The following is an 18,957-nucleotide window of genomic DNA, read 5'->3' as shown; positions in this document are numbered from 1 at the left end:
TAGCTGGCGCCGCATTATGCCAACCAGAGCGCGGCGAGAACCAGCGCCAGGGCGACGCGGTAGTAAACAAAGGGCATCAGCCCAATGCGATCGATCAGGCGCAGAAAGGCCGCAATGCAGGCGTAGGCGGTGGTGCCCGCCAGCAGCGCGGCCAGCAGCAGCTGCAGCCAGGGCACGGGCGTTTCAAGCAGCAGCAGGTCGCGCCCCTTGAGCAGCCCGGCGCCGGCGATGACAGGAATCGACAGTAAAAACGAAAAGCGCGCCGCGCGCTGATGCCCGAGACCGAGGAGAAGACCCGCGGTAATGGTCACGCCGGAGCGCGAGACACCGGGTACCGGTGCTATCGCCTGGGCAATGCCCACGGCCAGGGCGATGGGCAGTGTGAGGTCGCGCTGTATACCGTCCCGTGCCGACCGGTCGGCAAGCCCCAGGACCAGGCCGAAGACCAGCGTGGTGGCGGCAATCACGGGCAGCGTGCGCAAATGCCCCTCGATCACGTCGTTGAGCAGGAAACCCGTGATCACCACGGGCAAGGTGGCTACAACAAGGAACATGACCTGGCGGCAGCCGTCGTTCACCCTGCGCTCCCGCGTGCCCGACACGAGTGCCAGCAGCAGCGCGATCAGGTCGCGGCGGAAATATATCACCACCGCGCTCAGCGTGCCGACGTGAACCGCCACATCAAAAGCCAGGCCCTGATCTTTCCAGCCGAGCATCAGTGAGGGAATTACCAGGTGGGCCGAGCTGGAAATCGGCAGAAATTCCGTGAGTCCCTGAAGCAAGGCCAGGATGATAGCCTGCCACCAGTCGATCACGCGCGCGGCCCCTGCTCTGCCAGCTTCTTCCAGCGTGTTGCATCCTGAACATAGACTGGCGAGACGTCTGCCGCAGACTGCGTGGCACCCGACGCCAGCGCGGTCCGCGCCATCGACAGCAGATCGCGTGCCTGAGGCAGCACGTCAGCATAGCCGCGGTGCACGGGCAGCCCGGGAATACGGTAAAGCAGCGCGGTTCCCGAGCCCACGACACAGAGCGGCGACGCCTCCGGCAGCTGCGCCGTGATCGCGGCGGCCGGCAGCGCTTCAGGCGTGCATACGGCGGGCGGCATCAGCTCAACCACTCCCTCGGGCGTAGCGCGGTAGAGCGCCCAGTAAACCTGCCCGATATTGGCGTCCAGCGTACTCAGTATCACTGCACTCTCCGGCACGTCGTGCTCGCGCCGCGCCGTGGCTGCCTGACAGGCCAGCGTGGAGACCGGCACGACCGGCAGGTTAAGACTGAAAGCGAGCCCCTGAGCGGCACTGGCCGCAATGCGCAAGCCAGTGAAGGAACCTGGGCCGCAGCCGTAGACAATGGCGTCAAGCGTCAGGGAAGCCGGCGGGCGATTCCCCAGCAGGTCAGCGAGCATAGGAAAAAGCCGGCGACTGTGCTGGCGCGGCTGGCACTCATGGCGCTGCGCCGTTTTACCGTCAAGGCACAGGGCGACCGAGCAGGCATCGGTTGCAGTCTCAATGCCCAGCAGTCGTTGACTGCGCCCTTCGCCTGAAGCCATGTGATTTTCACCCGCCCGAATGATGTGCGTAAATCGCGAAATTATCCCACAATCCGTCCCATGCACCCAGTCAGCCGCTTATCGATCGATCCCCTCGCCCCACAGCATCGCGTGGCGACCACAGGTCTGATTCTTGCGGGCGGCGCCGGGCGGCGCATGCAGAACCGGGACAAGGGGCTGATTCCCTGGCAGGGAGAGCCGCTGGTGGCACATGCTGCGCGCAACCTGCGGCCGCTGGTCAGCCGGCTGCTGATCAGCTGCAACCGCAACCTGGACCATTACTGCGACTTCGCCGACCGCGTGATAGCCGACGATCGCGGGGGTTACCAGGGACCCCTTGCGGGACTGGAAGCGGCCAGCGGGCAGGTGTCGACGCCGCTTCTGCTGGTGTCGCCCTGCGATATGCCCGGCGTTTCGCCGGCTGTTTTCACACGCCTGCGCGATACTCTCGCACAAGGAGGCGCGCGGGGGCTTGATGCGGCTTACCTGAGCAGCGGCGGGCGCGAGCACTATCTGTGCCTCGCAGTGCGCCGGGAGGCTCTGGCGGGACTGGCGGGGTATCTGGACAGCGGGGAGCGCAGCGTGCGGGGATGGCTGGCGACCCTGCATACCCAGGGTCTGTTCGTAGATCTGCCGCCGGGGGCCTTGCGCAATATCAACCAGCCTCGCGCGGACCGCTAACTCACGCCAAGAGCGGCAAAGACGCGATCGCGGATGTCCTCGACATCGCCCACCCCCATAATGCGGTGATACTCCGGGGCGGCATCGCTGGTGAGAGACCGGTAGAAACCCACCAGAGGCGCTGTCTGCTCGTGGTACACCGCAAGACGCTTGCGCACCACTTCCTCGCGATCGTCATCCCGGGCGACCAGCGCTTCGCCGGTGACGTCGTCAACGCCCTCAACCCGCGGTGGGTTGTGCTCGGTGTGGTATATGCGACCCGAGGCGGGGTGCACGCGGCGACCTGACATGCGCCCGACAATCTCCTCGTCATCCACGGCAATTTCTACCACGTGGTCAATCACCACGCCGGAATCCAGCAGCGCCTGAGCCTGCGGAATGGTCCGCGGAAAACCGTCGAACAGAAAGCCGTGGGCGCAGTCCGGTTCCTTGATACGCTCCTCCACCAGGCCGATGATGATATCGTCGGAGACCAGACCGCCCGCGTCCATGACGTCCTTTGCGCGTTTGCCAAGTTCTGTCTCCGCCTTGACCGCAGCGCGCAGCATGTCGCCGGTAGAAATTTGCGGGATATTCAGGTGCTCGGTAATAAACTGGGCCTGAGTGCCTTTTCCGGCACCCGGGGCGCCCAGAAGAATTAAACGCATGCAGCTGTTCCTTGGCAGTAGCTTTTATCCATGCGGCGCACGTGGCAACGCCGACCCCGGTCAGAAGAAGCGCAACCTTACACAGCCCACGGAACGAGTACAAGGGCTCCTCCGGGGCCGTTTCACGGCGCTAGACGTCCGCTTTTGCGGCCTGCCAGAGCTCGTCCAGCGCAATCGGGTCGAGGGAATCCAGTGTCGCACCGCGGGCGCCTGCCAGTTCTTCCACGCGGCGGAAGCGACGCTCGAACTTGCCCGACGCCCGCCGCAGGGCACGCTCTGCATCGAGCTTCAGCCAGCGGGCCAGGTTCACACAGGTGAACAGCACGTCTCCCATTTCGTCCTCGACCGCGTCGCTCTCACCGCTGTGCATGGCAGCGCGCAACTCGGCAATCTCCTCCTCCAGTTTGTCCAGCACGCCATCACTGTCCGACCAGTCGAAGCCCGCATGGGCGGCGCGTTTCTGTAGCTTCTGCGAACGCTGCAGTGCCGGCAGTGCCACCGGCACATCGGCGAGTGCATGATGCTGGTCGCGGGCGCGACGCTCCTCGCGCTTGATCGCTTCCCACTGCGCCTTGACGTCGGCCTCGTCCAGGGCCCCGGGGTCCACGCGCCGCTCAAGGTCGCCAGGGACAAAGACGTGGGGATGCCGCCGCACCAGCTTGTCCGCCAGCGTGTGCACAATGGCGTGAAAATCGAACAGCGCCCGCTCACTGCCGAGCTGGGCGTAGAAGATCACCTGGAAAAGAACATCTCCCAGTTCCTCGGCAACATGCGGGTAGTCCTCCTGCTCTATTGCCTCTGCCAGTTCATAGCACTCCTCGATAGTGGAGGGCACGATGCTCTGAAAATCCTGTTTCAGGTCCCAGGGACAGCCGCCGTCAGGGTCGCGCAGACGCTGCATGATGCGCAGAAGATCGTTCAGGTCATAGCGGGTATCGGTCACGGCTTTACCTCAGCTGTTGATCCGCTTTGCGGATATCACGTTTTTCAGTCGGTTCAGTCGCTCCAGCAGCTTGGCGAGTGACTCGAGGTCGGCAATTTCAACGGTCAGACGCATGGTGGCGGAATGCGACTGGCGGATGGACTGTGTCGTGATGGCGAGCACATTGATCCGTGCAGTGGCGAACATCGCGGTGACATCCCGCAGCAGCCCCTGGCGATCGTAGGCCTCGATGGCGATGTCGACCTCGAACTTCTCGTCAGCGTCCGAGCCCCACTCCACCTCGATAATGCGCTCCGGCGAGCTGTCCTGGCACTGGACGACCCGGCGGCAGTCCGCACGGTGCACGCTGACGCCGCGGCCCTGGGTGATAAAACCGACGATGTTGTCGCCCGGGAGCGGCTTGCAGCAGCCCGCCATGTGCGTCAGCAGATTGCCCACGCCCTGAACATCGACATGACCGCTGCGACGCCCCTTGCCGTGCGCCACACGCAATTGCGGCTGCGGCCTGTCACCGACCAGGCTCTCCGCGGCATTGACTACCTGTGAGGACGACAGGTCTCCCGCTCCCACCGCCGCGAACATGTCCTCTACCGTGGACAGCTGCACCCTGGCGGCAATGCGCTTGTAGTCGACGCTGGTCAGCGCCATGCGCCGGAACTCCCGCTCCAGGAGGTGCCGGCCCGCGTCAATGTTCTCCTCCCGCGCCTGGCTCTTGAACCACTGCTGAACCTTGGCACGGGCGCGACTGGTCCTGAGGTAGCCCAGCGCCGGCTGCAGCCAGTCGCGCTTCGGCTGGCCCTGCTTCGCGGTGAGTATTTCCACACGCTCACCCGTCTTGAGTTCATAGGTCAGCGGCACGATCTGCCCATTGACCTTGGCGCCGCGGCAGCAGTGACCCACCTCGGTGTGCACGTGATAGGCAAAATCCAGGGGGGTGGCACCGCTGGCGAGGTTCACCACGTCGCCGGAGGGGGTAAACACATACACGCGATCCTGGGCGACATTGAAGCTGAGCTGTTCCGCAACGCTGCCGGCATCGCCGGTTTCCTCATGCCAATCCAGGACCTGGCGCAGCCACGCGATCTTTTCTTCATAGGTGCTGCCAAGACGCGCCTCGCGGTCCGAGCCCTTGTAGCGCCAGTGGGCGCAGACGCCCAGTTCCGCCTCCTCATGCATGGCACGGGTGCGTATCTGTACCTCGAGAATCTTGCCCTCCGGGCCAATAACCGCCGTGTGCAGCGAGCGATAGCCGTTTTCCTTGGGGTTGGCGATGTAATCGTCGAATTCGTTGGGGATATTGCGCCATAGCCCGTGGACCAGACCCAGGGTCGCGTAGCAGTCCTTGACGTCAGGAACGAGAATGCGCAGCGCGCGGATGTCATACACCTGTGAGAAACCGATTCCCTTGCGCTGCATTTTCCGCCAGATGCTGTAGATATGCTTGGCGCGACCATTGAGCTCAAAGTCGATATTCGCGCTGCTCAACACCACATCAAGCTGCGATGACACCTGCTGGATAAAGCGGTCGCGCTCCCGGCGCTTGCCGTCCAGCAGGCGCGCGATCTTGCTGTAGGCGTCCGGGTGCAAATAGCGGAACGACAGATCCTCCAGCTCCCACTTCAGGTGTCCGATGCCGAGACGGTGAGCCAGCGGCGCGTAGACGTCCGCGACCTCCCGGGCGATGGGTTCGCGCCGCTCGGCGTCGTTCTTGACCGCCCGGATCGCGCAGGTACGCTCCGCGAGCTTGATCAGCGCGACCCGGACATCATCCACAATCGCTACCAGCATCTTGCGAATGTTCTCGCGCTGCGCATCAGCCTGCCCGAGAACGCGCGCGTCGCCGGTATTGCGCAGATCGCCAATGGCCGCCATGCGCAGCACGCCGTCAAGGAGGTTTCCCGTGCCGGGACCGAAACGGTCTGCCACGCTGGCAACGTCGAGCCGGCCCTCGCGCACCGCGCGGTACAGCAAACCCGCCAGCAGGCAATCCACGCTCACCTGCAGCTCGGCAAGTATCTGCGCGGTCTCGACACCGGCCAGAAGACAGTCCGAGTGGGCGCTCCAGTCGCTGGCATCGACGCCCGGCCGCTGCCGCGCCTCGCTGGCCATCTGTGCGGCGTCGGCGAGGCGCTGGCGATCCGCCGCCTCAAGCGCCATCGGCACGTGGGCGAGCCAGCGGCTGACGTCCACCTGGCCATCGGCACTGACGTGGTACTGATCGCGGACCTGAACCATGGGCTGCGCCGCTCAGTCGCGCGGTGCGAACACGCCAGTGGACAGATAGCGATCTCCGCGATCACAAATGATCGACACGATGGTCGCGTTTTCGACTTCCTGCGACAGTCGCAGCGCTCCCGCCACCGAGCCACCGGCCGACACGCCGCAGAATATGCCCTCCTGCGCAGCGAGCCGGCGCATGGTGTCCTCGGACTCCTCCTGGGAAATATCCATCACCCTATCCACTCTCGCGGCCTCGAAGATCTTTGGCAGATAGGCCTGCGGCCACCGGCGAATACCGGGAATGCTTGCGCCGTCCGCCGGCTGCAGTCCGATAATCTGTATCGCCGGATTCATTTCCTTGAGAAAGGCCGAACAGCCCATGGCGGTACCCGTCGTGCCCATGGAGGTGACCAGGTGTGTGATCTCGCCCGCCGTCTGCTGCCACAGCTCCGGGCCCGTACCGCGATAATGCGCCAGGGGATTATCCGGATTGGCGAACTGGTCAAGCACGCGGCCACGACCCTCCCTCGCCATGCCGTCTGCCATGTCGCGCGCGCCCTCCATACCGTCTTTCGCCGACACCTCGATCAGCTCGGCACCATAGGCCTGCATGGCCTGCTTGCGCTCACGGCTGGCGCTTTCCGGCATGATCAGGACGAGTCGGTAGCCGCGGATCGCCGCCGCCATGGCCAGGGCGATGCCCGTATTGCCGCTCGTGGCCTCGATCAGGGTGTCGCCGGGCTTGATGTCGCCCCGGGCCTCGGCCTCGGCGATCATGCTGAGTGCGGGCCGATCCTTGACCGACCCCGCCGGGTTGTTGCCCTCAAGCTTGGCCAGCAGGGTGTTGCCTGTGGGCCCGGGCAGACGCTGCAACCTGACCAGTGGCGTCTGACCGATGCAGCTTTCTATTGTGGGATATGTGGGCATGGGGGAACAAACCTTCGCTGCGAGTGGCGCGGTGCAGTATAACGCCTGAAGCTGGACCTGAGCAGGGTCCGGTGCGGGTCAGCGCTCAGCCGCTGTCACGGGCCCGCTCACGATGTTGCAGAAACAGCTCCCGACTGCGCAAGGGACGTCCGCCAAGCAGGTCTGCGAGCGCTGATCGTGCCAGTCGCTTGGCAGTCTGCCCGGCGGAGCCGCGATAGTCGCCCCGGGCTACCGCCAGCAGATCGGATCCGCGGTACAGCCCTTTGGGCGCCTCTGCCACAGCGGCGTTCGCCTGTGGAATCAGTCCCGTACCGGGCCGATAGGTGTAGAAAGCCTCATCGGCGATAGCGCCGCCGTCTGCCCCATTCACCACCAGCTCAACACGGTAGCCCAGCGCGTCGAGCAGGTTGAACTCAAAGGCGCGCAGCGCGTCCTCAATAGCGCCGCCGTCCGCCAAGGCAGCCAGCGCTACCGCATAGGCGGCAAAGATGTCCGGTTGCGGATCATCACGATGCAGCAGGCGCACCGCCAGCTCATTCAGATAAAAACCGCTGAGCAGGGCATCACCGCGCAACGGAGCGATACCGCCACCGGCCTCGATAGCGGTCAGCGTTTTCAGGTCGCCGCCACCTGAAAAAGAAAGCAGAAGGGGAGCGAATGGCTGCAGCAGCGAGCCACTGGAACCACCGCGCGACTTGCGGCGCACGCCGCGGGCCACCAGACCAAGGCGGCCATATTCCGCAGTCAGAACCTCCAGCAGCTGGCTACTGTCGCGAAACGGTCGTCGGTGAAGCAGATAGGCCGGCTGCAGGGTAATGCGCATTCATTCCGCCCGGTAACTCGCGCTAACCGCGATCGTCGTAGCCAAGACTTTTCAGGGCCCGATCGTCATCCGACCAGCCGGACTTGATCTTCACCCAGAGCCGCAGCATGACCTTGTTATCAAACAGTTTTTCCATATCGCGCCGCGCTTCACTGCCAATGGAACGCAGGCGCGAGCCGCCCTCGCCAATGAGAATCAGCTTCTGGCCACGCCGCTCCACCAGTATCAGCGCAGAGATGTTCAGGATGCCCTTGTCCTCGACAAACTCCTCGATCTCCACCGCCGTAGCGTAGGGCAGCTCATCACCCAGCTGGCGCATGATTTTCTCGCGCACGATCTCCGCGGCGAGAAAGCGCATGCTCTTGTCGGTAATCTGGTCCTCGGGGAAGAGAGGCTCACGCTCGGGCAGGCGCGCGACAATCTCACGCTCAAGGGCATCCATGTTCTGCCTGCGAAGGGCTGACAGCGGCACAATAGCGGCAAAGTCCGCCTTTTGCTCGAGGCTTTCGAGGTGCGGCAGAAGCTCGGTCTTGTCGCGGACCAGGTCGACCTTGTTCACCACCAGAATCACCGGCGCCTCGCAGTTCGCGAGGTGACTCAGCACGCGCTCGTCGTTCTCGGTCCACGCGGTACGGTCCACCACCATCAGGACCACGTCGACATCCACCAGGGAGGAGCTGGCAGCGCGGTTCATCATGCGATTGATGGCGCGCGGGGCGTCCACGTGCATGCCCGGCGTATCGACGAACAGAATCTGATAATCGTCGCCGGTCTTGATCCCGAGTATCTGATGCCGTGTGGTCTGTGGCTTGCGCGAGGTAATGCTCAGCTTCTGGCCCACCAGATAGTTGAGCAGGGTCGACTTGCCGGTATTGGGTCGGCCAATAATGGCGACGTGCCCACAGCGGTGCACTACGGGGTCATCCACGGTTGAGAAGCCCCAATGCGGTTTTTGCGGCAGCCTGTTCGGCGCGACGGATGCTGCGACCGGTTCCCTCGGCTGCGGATTTCGGCTTTGCGAGCCGGCAGGTCACGCGGAATTCCTGGTCGTGATCGCTGCCGCTGACATCCAGCAGCTGATACTCTGGGAGTGGCAGCCCCCTGGACTGAAGGTACTCCTGCAGCCGCGTTTTCGGGTCCTTGTCGAGCTCGACATCCTGCAACGCCCCCAGACGGTCACCCAGCACCTGCATGACAAAGCGCCGGCACGCCTCCAGCCCTCCGTCAATAAGGATGGCGCCGGTCAGCGCCTCCAGCGCATCGGCGAGGATGGAATCACGGCGATGACCCCCGCTTTTGAGTTCACCCGGGCCGAGGGCGAGGTAGTCGCCAAGATTGAGCTCGCGAGCCACTGCCGCCAGGGTCTCGCCCTTGACGATTTCCGCGCGCATGCGGCTCAACGAGCCCTCGCGAGCGCGCGGAAAGGCGCCGTACAGATGCTCGGCGACGAGATGATTGAGAATGGAGTCGCCCAGAAACTCCAGCCGCTCGTTGTTGTGACGACCCACGCTGCGGTGGGACAGCGCCTGTGACAGGAGGGCGCGCTGGGAAAACACATAGCCGATGGCACGCTCAAGGTTTGCAGGCTGGCTTGTCGCATTCATTGCGGCTCGGCACGCCCGGCCTCGAATAACAGGTCATCGAACTTGACCACGGCATCGATGCGCCAGATCATCGGAACGCGAGCCTCATAGCGGGCATCAATCCAGGTTCTGCCGTCTTCACGATAGACTTCAATATCCTTGTAATCGATGTCGTAGACCTGGTTGGTATTCAGCGTGGTTGCCAGTTTGCGGCGCACGTCGGAAATCGTGTCTTCATCGCGATTGAATTCACTGGCAACGCGTTCGACCACTTCCTTGACCGTGAGGTACTCAATGTATTTTGGCGCGATACGAATGGCGGCCGTGACAAAAAAGCCCACCATCATTGCGATTACCAGCAGGCCCGGCAGTGACATGCCGCGCTGTGAACCCTGTAACGTCATAGTCGCTATCCCGTTATGTGCGTGCCGCGCGCAACCGGCACTGTTTCCCAGGCTGGATCTGCGTTAGCGAATCCTTCCCACCCGACTGAAGCTGGGCACGCTGAACAGCGAGTCCCAGTGCATCCACACGGCAAAGGCCTTGCCGACAATGTCCTTCTCGGCCACCTGACCCCATACCCGGCTGTCACTGCTGTTGTCCCGATTGTCGCCCATCATGAAATAATGGCCCGGTCGCACCACCACGGAAAAATCCCGTGTTGGCCGCGAAACGTCTTCCTGAAGCAGATGACCCTCGTCACCGAAATCCGCGCGACTGATCTGGTAGCGTGAGCGCCCCTCGGGAATGACCGCGAGGCTCTCTGTGTCGACCAGCTCGCCATTCACGTACAGACGCCGATTGCGGTGCGTGACCGTGTCCCCGGGGATACCGATGACGCGCTTGATATAGTAAGTCTTGTTCATGTGCGGCGGAAAGAACACCATCACATCGCCACGCTCCGGTTCGTTCATGTCCAGCACCTTGGTGCGCACCACCGGTAATCGCAGTCCATAGGTAAACTTGTTGACCAGGATGTAGTCACCTACTTCCAGTGTCGGCACCATGGAGGAAGACGGTATCTGAAACGGTTCCACAATGAAGGAGCGCAGCACGAAAACCACAAAGAGCACGGGGAAAAATGACTTCGAGTACTCCACGAGGACGGGTTCGGCTGCCGGCTTGTCATCGGCATTCCTGCGCCGGGCCGGCGCCAGCAGCAGCGCATCAACGAGCCAGACGCCGCCGGTAAAAAATACCGCCAGCACCAGTATGAGGGGGAAGTCTATGGTCATCGGGGTCCGTCCCTATCAGTCTACCTGCAGGACGGCGAGGAACGCCGACTGCGGAATTTCAACACGGCCAACCTGCTTCATGCGCTTCTTGCCGGCCTTCTGTTTATCGAGCAGTTTGCGCTTGCGCGACACATCGCCGCCGTAGCACTTTGCCGTCACGTTCTTGCGCAGTGCCTTGACGGTCTGGCGCGCCACAATCTTGCCGCCAACCGCCGCCTGTATCGCCACGTCAAACATCTGCCGGGGGATCAACTCTTTCATTTTTTCAGTCAGCACACGACCCCGGTGCTGGATGTGGTCGCGGTGCACGATCACTGCTAGCGCATCCACCCGGTCACCGTTGATCAGTACATCCAGACGCGCGAGATTCGCCGGCTGGAAGCGATCGAAGCCGTATTCAAGCGAGGCGTAGCCGCGGCTGACTGACTTCAGCCGGTCAAAGAAGTCGAGCACGACCTCCGCCAGTGGAATGTCGTAGCTCAGGGACACCTGGGAACCAAGGAACTGCATGTCTATCTGCTCACCGCGCTTCTCGACGCACAGCGTAATCACGTTGCCAAGGTAATCCTGCGGCACGAGAATGCTGCAGCGGGCAATAGGCTCACGCATTTCCTCAATATCGCCGACATCCGGCAGCGATGAGGGATTGTCTATGCTGATGACATCACCGGTCTTGGTCAGTACCTCGTAGATCACCGACGGTGCGGTCGTAATCAGGTCAAGGTCGTACTCACGCTCCAGGCGCTCCTGAATGATTTCCATGTGCAGCATGCCGAGGAAACCGCAGCGAAAGCCGAAGCCCAGGGCATCGGAGGTTTCAGGCTCGTAGAACAGAGAGGCGTCGTTCAGGGTCAGCTTGGCCAGCGCGTCGCGAAAGTCCTCATAGTCATCCGTGGACACGGTGAAAATACCGGCATAGACCTGTGGCCGCACCTTCTTGAACCCCGGCAGCGCCGGAACATCCGTGTGTTGCGCCGGCACCAGCGTATCGCCCACCGGGGCACCGTTGATCTCCTTGATGCCCGCAATCACGTAACCGACCTCGCCCGCACGCAGGCAGCCAGTTTCCTTGCGCTTGGGCGTGAAAATACCCACGCCATCTACCTGATGCTGCTTGCCGGTGGATTTGGTGACGATCTTGTCACGTTTGCTCAGCGTGCCCTGCTTGACCCGCACCAGCGATACCACGCCGAGGTAATTGTCGAACCAGGAGTCGATAATGAGCGCCTGCAGCGGCGCATCCCGGTCACCCTCTGGCGGCGGTACCTTTGCCACCAGCTGCTCAAGCACATCTTCGATACCCATGCCTGACTTGGCGCTGACCAGACAGGCGTCGGTTGCATCAATGCCGATGATCTCCTCGATCTCAATGCGCACTTTGTCGGGATCCGCCTGCGGCAGGTCCATTTTGTTGAGCACCGGCAGTACCTCAAGGCCCTGCTCGATGGCGGTGTAGCAGTTGGCCACGGACTGCGCCTCCACGCCCTGACCGGCATCCACCACCAGCAGGGCGCCCTCGCAGGCAAACAGGGACCGCGAAACCTCGTAGGAAAAATCGACGTGGCCGGGGGTATCAATGAAATTGAGCTGGTAGACCTCACCGTCCCTCGCCCGATAATCGAGGGTAACGCTCTGGGCCTTGATGGTAATGCCACGCTCGCGCTCGATATCCATGGAATCGAGCACCTGCTCGCTCATCTCGCGATCGCTCAGGCCGCCGCAGTGCTGTATGAAGCGGTCTGCCAGCGTGGACTTTCCGTGGTCAATATGGGCAATAATGGAGAAATTGCGGATGTGCTTGAGATCACTCACTCGGTATGACTCTACGCCTCGGGGTGCCGGGATTGCGTGCGATAGGGATGTGCACTCGGCCAACTGATGATACGCGGGGCGTACCATCGCTCGGAAGGCGCGATTGTAACGCAGCGGAGGCGCGCCCGCCACGCACGCGTGAAAGGCGGGCGGGCGGCGCTGCGTGAGTGACGGTATCAGCCAGGTACGCGCAGGCCGATGAACAGTGGTGCACCGCGGCGGATCAGTCGCACTGGCACGGATGCGCCTGCGCGCAGCGATGCCGTGACGTCGCGCAGGGTATCGAGATCCTGCACCGGCTGGTTGGCGAGCATGGTAATCACGTCACCCGCACGGATGCCCGCATCTGCGGCGGGTGATCCCGGCTCAACGTTGCGGACGAGAACGCCGCCTGACAGTCCCCAGCGCTCAAGGACATCCGGCGCGGCATTCTCGCAGAGGATGCCGAGCTTGCCCTCGTCGCCACTGGCGGCGCCGCTGGCCGCAGCGGCCAGGTCATCCCCGGCGTCAAGGCCGCCGACCGTGACGCTGATGGTGCGGCGCTTGCCCTCGCGCACAATCACGGCATCGACTTCCGTACCGGGTCGCAGCAGTCCCACCACGTGCGGCAGATCAGCGGAGGTTTCGACAGGCTGGCCGGCGAATTCGATAATCACGTCTCCCGGCTCAAAGCCCGCTCCCTCGGCCGGACCCCCCGGCGCGAGCTGCGCGATCAGCGCGCCCATCGGACGGTCGAGCTCAAAGGATTCGGCCAGGTTGCGGTCGACGTCCTGAATTGTCACGCCAAGCCAGCCCCGTGAAACAGAGCCGCTTTCCTTCAGCTGCTCAACCACGCTGCGCACGACACTCACCGGAATCGCGAAAGACAGACCGATAGAACCGCCGCTGCGGGTGAAGATCTGGGAATTGACACCCACCACCTCACCGTCGAGGTTGAACAGCGGCCCTCCGGAATTGCCGGGGTTGATGGCAACATCCGTTTGAATAAAGGGCACATAGTTTTCGTTGCGCTCGGTGGGCAGGCTGCGACCCTTGGCGCTGACGATGCCGGCAGTGACCGAGTAATCGAGGCCAAAGGGCGAGCCGACCGCGAGCACCCATTCGCCGACATCCAGCCGATCGGTGGTGTCCAGCCGGGCGACCGGCAGATCCTCGCCCTCGATTCTGAGCAGAGCAAGATCAGACCGCTCATCAAGGCCGATGACCTCCGCATCGTACTCGCGGCGGTCACTGAGGCGGACAACGACGCTGCTGGCCCTTTCCACCACGTGGTTGTTGGTCACGATGTACCCGTCATCGGAAATGATGAACCCTGAGCCCATCGACATTCTCTGTCGCGGTCCCGGCGGCGCACCGCGGTCCTCGAAAAAGCGCCTCAGGTATTCCGGGATTTCATCGGAGTCAAAACCGGGGTGAGCAGGAGCTCCCGCTTCCTGTTCCACCAGAATCTTGACGACGGCTGCCGAATTGTCGGCGACAATATCCCGAAAGTCCGGCAGGCCCTGTGCGTGCAAACCTGTCGCCAGCAGCGCGGCTGACAGCAGCAGCCACTGGGCGAGGGATCGTGGAGTTGGCATAGGTCAGTTCCCCATCACTCGAAAAAAGTAAGTGTAGCGTTTATTTCAGATCGCCGTGTTCACGACATGGCAGCGACGGTGATGCCGGCATCCAAATCAGCCGGCAGTCGTCGCTGCAGTACCGGCTGGATCCGCGGATCGTCGCGGTGAGAGAAGGCATGCCAGCGGACCAGGCCGAGGCCTGCCGCGAAGCCAGCCAAGGCCGCTGTGACGCTGGCGGCGTCGCCAGCGTCGGTGCTCAGGCCCGAAACCAGCGCCACAGCCAGGATCATGCTGATGATCGGTACGGCATAGACAATGGTTGACCCGCGCAGAATGACTTCCTCTGGCAGCGCAATCTCAACGCGATCATTGACGCGACAGTCTGCCGCCTTCAGTGCGTCACCCGACAACGCGCGAACGAGTCCCCGCCCACCGCCCTCGTGTCGATTCAGCAGGCGTTGACCGCATCCGGCACGGGCAGCACAACTGCCACAGGTTGAGCGGCGCAGGGTCTCCACCCAGACAACGTCCGGCTCCACCGCCACAACCCTGCCTGATTCCAGCAGCATGCGCTACCTCAGCCTGACCGAATCAGCGACGATCCGCGCGGTATTCACCGGCACTTCGCCGATGACCGTGACCAGCACCATGGAGTCCGCGAGGCGCAGCCCCCGTGTGTAGGCAAGTGTACTGCCTTCGCGCACAGCGCCTTCACCAGGCTGCATGCTAATGCTGCCCGGCTCGAGAAACACAGAGAAGCTGGCCATGCCGTCGGTATAGGTCTGGCGGTTGCCGTTTTCTATCGCCCGGGTCGGGAGAAATCCGTCGGGCACCCACTCTGGTTTCCACTCCATGCCAGCTTCCTGCGGTGATCCCGTTTGCGGCACCGCTGCCGAGGTGCCGGAAGACGTCGCGGCATCAGCACCCTCAACGTCGTTACCGGGATGCGCGGCAGCGTGACTGCTGGCGACCCCGGGCGAGGTGTCGGCGTCTGCGGTATCAGCACCGGTTTCGCGCTCGGTGTCCCGTGTGTCTTCGAGCGCAAGGCTGGCGTACTGGAACTGCTCCAGAGGGCGACCGTCAGCTGTCAGCGTCGTCACCTTGAGCAGTTGCGCGGTTTCCTCATCAATCTCAAGCACATGGGCATAGCGATACATGTCGCGCGGCTGAGCAATAATTCGCTGTGTCATGCGGCCGGCGACACGGTCACCCGATTCCATGGCGAGCCGGTAATACGCGGCTACACCACAGACGCTTCCCTGCCCCTGCTGCAGGCGAAGCAGCGTGTGCCCTGGGTGAACACAGCTTTCTGGATGTGCAGAGCGCACAACCTGCGCCGTCTGACCGGTCAGCAAGGTAAGGGTCTCTGTCGTCGCATCACCCTCGGTGTTCCGGCGAATCTTCAGGACGCGCATATCGCCGTCGCGCTGCAGTGTCGCCATGCCCTGATGATTTACCATCGTCCCCGCGCGGGACATGCGCTCAAGCAACTGAAGTGCGCCGGTGCTGGAATCCTCACAGTCGGACGTCGCCCAGACGACTGTGGGCAGCAGGCAGGCGCCGTAGACAAGCGCACGAATCGGGTGCAGCCGAGAGCGATGCATGCGGACGTTACTGTGACTGGATGTCCTGAACGCGGGCAAACGGCACGAGGCCCTGTGGCGTGTTCAGCGCTGCCTGTTCCGCGTGAGCCTGGCTGTACTTGCGCAGCCGCTGTCGCGCGAGTTCCTGGTAGCCCGCCCCTGTAGCGGGTTGCAGCACCATGGACGGCTGTTCCGTGCGTGAGCCGAAGCTGGCACGGACGGGAACCGCACCGCCGGAATTGACCAGACCCGGTGATCCGACACCTGCCGGCGTGATGCTGTCGGGCGATGTCAGAAACTGCTGTCCGCCGAATACGACCACGGCAGTGACCGAGGCCGCCACGGCAAAACTTACCAGCGACCGGCGCATTCCACCGCCGGCGACCTTGTCGGCCACGGGTGCGAAATCGATCTTCGCAACCGACTCACTGACCGCTCGGGAAATATCCATCCGGGTTATCACCGCGGTTCCGCGCAGAATATCGCTGTTGCGGTGCATGCCGGACCAGGCGGCCCGAAGTTCATCGTCATCGGTACTGGCGAGAATGCGGTGCAGTTCTATCTCGCTCGCTTCTCCATCCATCAATGCAGACAAGGATTCGCGCATGGACTCGTTCATATGGCCTTCCGTTTGCGTACTGTGGGTCATTCGTTACCTCTGGTTGCCGCCGCATGCTGCGACGCCCTTGCTAGCTGCCATCAATCTGGGCGGTGACTTTGGCATCAATAGCCTCGCGTGCCCGGAAAATGCGTGAACGCACGGTGCCTACCGGGCAATCCATGACATCCGCGATGTCCTCATAACTGAGACCATCAAATTCCCGCAAAGTTACCGCAGTGCGCAAATCATCAGGCAGATCTGCAATGGCGGCTTCGACAACCGCTTTCAATTCTTCACCAAAAAGCGCATTTTCCGGGTTTTCCAGATCGCGCAGGGCACCGCCCCCATCATAATACTCCGCGTCCTCAACCTCGACATCACTGCCGGGGGGGCGGCGGGAGCGCGCCACAATGTGATTTTTGGCCGTGTTGATCGCAATCCGGTACAGCCAGGTATAGAACGCACTGTCGCCACGAAAGCCGGGCAAGGCACGGTATGCCTTGATGAACGCTTCCTGTGCAACATCCTGCATTTCGTCCGAATCCTGGATGTAACGGCTGATCAACCCCAGGATCTTGTGCTGATATTTGAGCACAAGCAGATCGAAGGCGCGGTTGTCCCCCTTCTGCACCCTGGCAACCAGCTGTTTGTCCGTGGCCGTTGCCGTCACGCGACGCCATCCTCCTTGATATTTGCCAGCAGGCTATGGCGCCCGCGGCGTCGGCTTGCCCAATAGACCATGATGACGCCTGCAAGTTCATCATTCATTGAATGTCTTCGTCACCCTCGTCGGGTCGACTATACTGCGGTCAAGCTTCTCACGCCGCCGCGTTTTTTGCACACACTCACACCGGGCTGACGGAAATTCCATGGGACAACACTGGCGCCACGACGTCGTCATCATCGGTAGCGGGGCCGCGGGCCTCAGCGCCGCACTGCGCCTGCCAGGGCACCTGCGCATCGCCCTGATATCCAAGGCGGACATTGCGCAGGGGGCAACGTACTGGGCGCAGGGCGGAATGGCAGCCGTACTGCACGATCGCGACACGGTGGATTCACATGTCGAAGACACGCTGCGGGCCGGCGCGGGGCTCTGCCACCGTGAGGTAGTGGAGTTTACCGTCCGCCACAGCCGCGATTGCGTGGAGTGGCTGGTCGGGCTTGGCGTCAATTTCGACCGCCGCGACGATCAGGCGGCCGACGCGGCGCCCGAGTTTCACCTGGTGCAGGAAGGCGGCCACAGCCACCGTCGCATCATTCACTCCACCGACCAGACCGGCCGCGCCATCGGCGATGTACTGGGGAGCGAAGTACAGGCAGCGGACAACGTCGAGGTGTTTACCCATCGCGTGGCCGTGGACCTAGTGGTGCGCAACGGCCATTGCCATGGCGTCTATGCGCTGAATCAGCGCAGCGATCATGTTGATCTGTTCCAGGCGCCGGCGGTCATTCTGGCAACCGGCGGCGCCAGCAAGGCTTACCTGTATACCAGCAACCCGGACGGCGCCAGTGGCGACGGTATCGCCATGGCCTGGCGGGCGGGTTGCCGGGTCGGTAACATGGAGTTCAACCAGTTCCACCCCACCTGCCTCTATCATCCGAGGGCGAAGTCCTTCCTGATCTCCGAGGCGCTGCGCGGCGAAGGTGCTGTGCTTCGCCTGCCGGACGGCGATCGCTTCATGCAGCGCTTCGACGAGCGCGCGGAACTGGCGCCGCGGGACATCGTCGCCCGGGCCATCGACCACGAGATGAAACGTCTGGGCATCGACTGCGTGTATCTCGACATATCCCACCAGAGTGAGGACTTTCTGCGCGGGCACTTCCCTACCATCATGGCCCGCTGCGCCGAATTCGGCATTGATATCGCGCAGGAACCCATTCCCGTGGTTCCGGCGGCGCACTATACCTGCGGCGGCATCGTGGTCGACACCCGGGCGCGAACCGATATCCCGGGACTTTACGCGGTGGGGGAATGCTCGTTTACCGGGCTGCATGGTGCCAACCGCATGGCCAGCAACTCACTGCTCGAATGCATCGTATTTGCGCGGGCAGCGGCAGAGGACATTGCCAGCGCCGATCTGCACAAGGCCAGCGCCCCGGACATCAAGGGCTGGGATGAGAGCCAGGTCACCGATTCCGATGAAGACGTGGTGATTTCCCACAACTGGGATGAGCTGCGCCGCTTCATGTGGGACTACGTGGGGATAGTCCGCAGTACGAAGCGCCTGCAGCGCGCGCTGCACCGGGCAGAACTGCTGCAGTCCGAAATTGCCGAATACTACTCGAATTACAAGGTGAGCAACGATCTGCTCGAACTGCGCAACCTGTCAATGGTGTCCGAGCTGATGATTCGCAGTGCGCTGGAACGTCGGGAGAGCCGCGGGCTGCACTTCACGCTGGATTACCCGGATACCCAGGAGACGGGAACGGACACGATCCTTGAACCGGATGGGCCGCGCATAAAGAGTCACCGCTCGGCGTAACGCCCGCCACGGCCCCGTGCCGCAGACGCCACGGGTGACCAAGACCCAGCGGCAGCGGTAACCCCGGCGAAGCCGTATCGCGCAGGCAAAGGACACCATGGAAATGGCAGGCAGGGGCGCGCGCCAGCACAACCCCGCGTCATCGACCAGGCACCAGCCCTCCTCGGTGAGGGAGAGCATCCCCGTTGCCAGCGAAGCCTGGCGGAGACTCCAGAGCGCGAGCGCAGACGCACCAAAGGTGGCGGCTGCCGCAAGGGGCGCGACGGACAGTAACAGCGCACATTGCACAACGAGCGCGGCCAAGATGG

General features: G+C 62.8%; 19 protein-coding genes. 2 read left to right on the top strand and 17 right to left on the bottom strand.

The window, feature by feature from the left end:
• Positions 1-14 precede the first annotated feature (14 nt).
• Positions 15-812 (bottom strand): undecaprenyl-diphosphate phosphatase, encoded by a 798-nt coding sequence (locus EV688_RS03155; RefSeq protein ID WP_117314775.1) that lies wholly within the window; start codon positions 810-812, stop codon positions 15-17.
• A complete protein-coding gene (gene tsaB / locus EV688_RS03150) occupies positions 812-1,552 on the bottom strand; it encodes a tRNA (adenosine(37)-N6)-threonylcarbamoyltransferase complex dimerization subunit type 1 TsaB (RefSeq protein WP_117314617.1) in 741 nt (246 codons plus the stop codon). Before tsaB ends, EV688_RS03155 begins: the two co-directional genes overlap by 1 nt.
• A gap of 60 nt (positions 1,553-1,612) precedes the next feature.
• Between tsaB and mobA the strand changes: the two genes are divergently transcribed.
• Positions 1,613-2,233, top strand: coding sequence for a molybdenum cofactor guanylyltransferase MobA (gene mobA / locus EV688_RS03145; protein ID WP_131917538.1), 621 nt, complete (start codon positions 1,613-1,615; stop codon positions 2,231-2,233).
• Here mobA and adk read toward each other — a convergent pair.
• The 15 genes from adk to rpoE form a co-directional block, all read right to left on the bottom strand.
• Positions 2,230-2,880, bottom strand: coding sequence for an adenylate kinase (adk, locus tag EV688_RS03140; protein WP_117314615.1), 651 nt, complete (start codon positions 2,878-2,880; stop codon positions 2,230-2,232). The genes mobA and adk overlap by 4 nt on opposite strands.
• Before the next feature lie 130 nt (positions 2,881-3,010).
• The gene (gene mazG, locus EV688_RS03135; protein WP_117314614.1) at positions 3,011-3,823 is read right to left on the bottom strand and encodes a nucleoside triphosphate pyrophosphohydrolase; all 813 of its coding nucleotides are present in this window, start codon (positions 3,821-3,823) and stop codon (positions 3,011-3,013) included.
• A 9-nt stretch (positions 3,824-3,832) separates the two neighbouring features.
• Positions 3,833-6,058 (bottom strand): GTP diphosphokinase, encoded by a 2,226-nt coding sequence (gene relA / locus EV688_RS03130; protein ID WP_117314613.1) that lies wholly within the window; start codon positions 6,056-6,058, stop codon positions 3,833-3,835.
• 12 nt (positions 6,059-6,070) lie between these two features.
• Positions 6,071-6,970, bottom strand: coding sequence for a cysteine synthase CysM (gene cysM / locus EV688_RS03125; protein ID WP_117314612.1), 900 nt, complete (start codon positions 6,968-6,970; stop codon positions 6,071-6,073).
• An 85-nt stretch (positions 6,971-7,055) separates the two neighbouring features.
• Complete coding sequence (recO, locus tag EV688_RS03120) at positions 7,056-7,793, bottom strand: DNA repair protein RecO (protein ID WP_117314611.1); 738 nt, start codon at positions 7,791-7,793, stop codon at positions 7,056-7,058.
• A gap of 22 nt (positions 7,794-7,815) precedes the next feature.
• Positions 7,816-8,721, bottom strand: a complete 906-nt coding sequence (gene era, locus EV688_RS03115) for a GTPase Era (RefSeq protein WP_205686456.1) — start codon at positions 8,719-8,721, stop codon at positions 7,816-7,818.
• Positions 8,714-9,397, bottom strand: coding sequence for a ribonuclease III (gene rnc, locus EV688_RS03110; protein WP_117314610.1), 684 nt, complete (start codon positions 9,395-9,397; stop codon positions 8,714-8,716). The genes era and rnc overlap by 8 nt, the downstream gene beginning before the upstream one ends.
• Positions 9,394-9,780, bottom strand: a complete 387-nt coding sequence (locus EV688_RS03105) for a DUF4845 domain-containing protein (protein WP_205686455.1) — start codon at positions 9,778-9,780, stop codon at positions 9,394-9,396. The genes rnc and EV688_RS03105 overlap by 4 nt, the downstream gene beginning before the upstream one ends.
• A 63-nt stretch (positions 9,781-9,843) precedes the next feature.
• Positions 9,844-10,611, bottom strand: coding sequence for a signal peptidase I (gene lepB, locus EV688_RS03100; protein ID WP_117314609.1), 768 nt, complete (start codon positions 10,609-10,611; stop codon positions 9,844-9,846).
• Between the two features lie 15 nt (positions 10,612-10,626).
• The gene (gene lepA / locus EV688_RS03095) at positions 10,627-12,423 is read right to left on the bottom strand and encodes a translation elongation factor 4 (protein WP_117314608.1); all 1,797 of its coding nucleotides are present in this window, start codon (positions 12,421-12,423) and stop codon (positions 10,627-10,629) included.
• Positions 12,424-12,599: 176 nt separating this feature from the next.
• Positions 12,600-14,000, bottom strand: a complete 1,401-nt coding sequence (locus EV688_RS03090) for a trypsin-like peptidase domain-containing protein (RefSeq protein ID WP_117314607.1) — start codon at positions 13,998-14,000, stop codon at positions 12,600-12,602.
• A 59-nt stretch (positions 14,001-14,059) separates the two neighbouring features.
• Positions 14,060-14,551: a SoxR reducing system RseC family protein gene (locus tag EV688_RS03085; protein ID WP_117314606.1), complete on the bottom strand. Its 492-nt coding sequence runs from the start codon at positions 14,549-14,551 to the stop codon at positions 14,060-14,062.
• Between the two features lie 3 nt (positions 14,552-14,554).
• Positions 14,555-15,586 carry a MucB/RseB C-terminal domain-containing protein gene (locus EV688_RS03080; RefSeq protein WP_117314605.1) on the bottom strand — a complete coding sequence of 344 codons (1,032 nt, stop codon included), beginning with the start codon at positions 15,584-15,586 and terminating at the stop codon, positions 14,555-14,557.
• Between the two features lie 7 nt (positions 15,587-15,593).
• Complete coding sequence (locus EV688_RS03075) at positions 15,594-16,184, bottom strand: sigma-E factor negative regulatory protein (RefSeq protein WP_117314604.1); 591 nt, start codon at positions 16,182-16,184, stop codon at positions 15,594-15,596.
• A 70-nt stretch (positions 16,185-16,254) separates the two neighbouring features.
• A complete protein-coding gene (rpoE, locus tag EV688_RS03070; RefSeq protein WP_117314603.1) occupies positions 16,255-16,836 on the bottom strand; it encodes an RNA polymerase sigma factor RpoE in 582 nt (193 codons plus the stop codon).
• Positions 16,837-17,035: 199 nt separating this feature from the next.
• Here rpoE and nadB point away from each other — a divergent pair, with 199 nt between their 5' ends.
• The gene (nadB, locus tag EV688_RS03065) at positions 17,036-18,649 is read left to right on the top strand and encodes an L-aspartate oxidase (protein ID WP_117314602.1); all 1,614 of its coding nucleotides are present in this window, start codon (positions 17,036-17,038) and stop codon (positions 18,647-18,649) included.
• The last annotated feature ends 308 nt before the right edge of the window (positions 18,650-18,957 follow it).

This window comes from Chromatocurvus halotolerans (assembly GCF_004340525.1).
Taxonomy (GTDB): domain Bacteria; phylum Pseudomonadota; class Gammaproteobacteria; order Pseudomonadales; family Halieaceae; genus Chromatocurvus; species Chromatocurvus halotolerans.
This window is presented reverse-complemented; position numbering and strand designations above follow the sequence as displayed.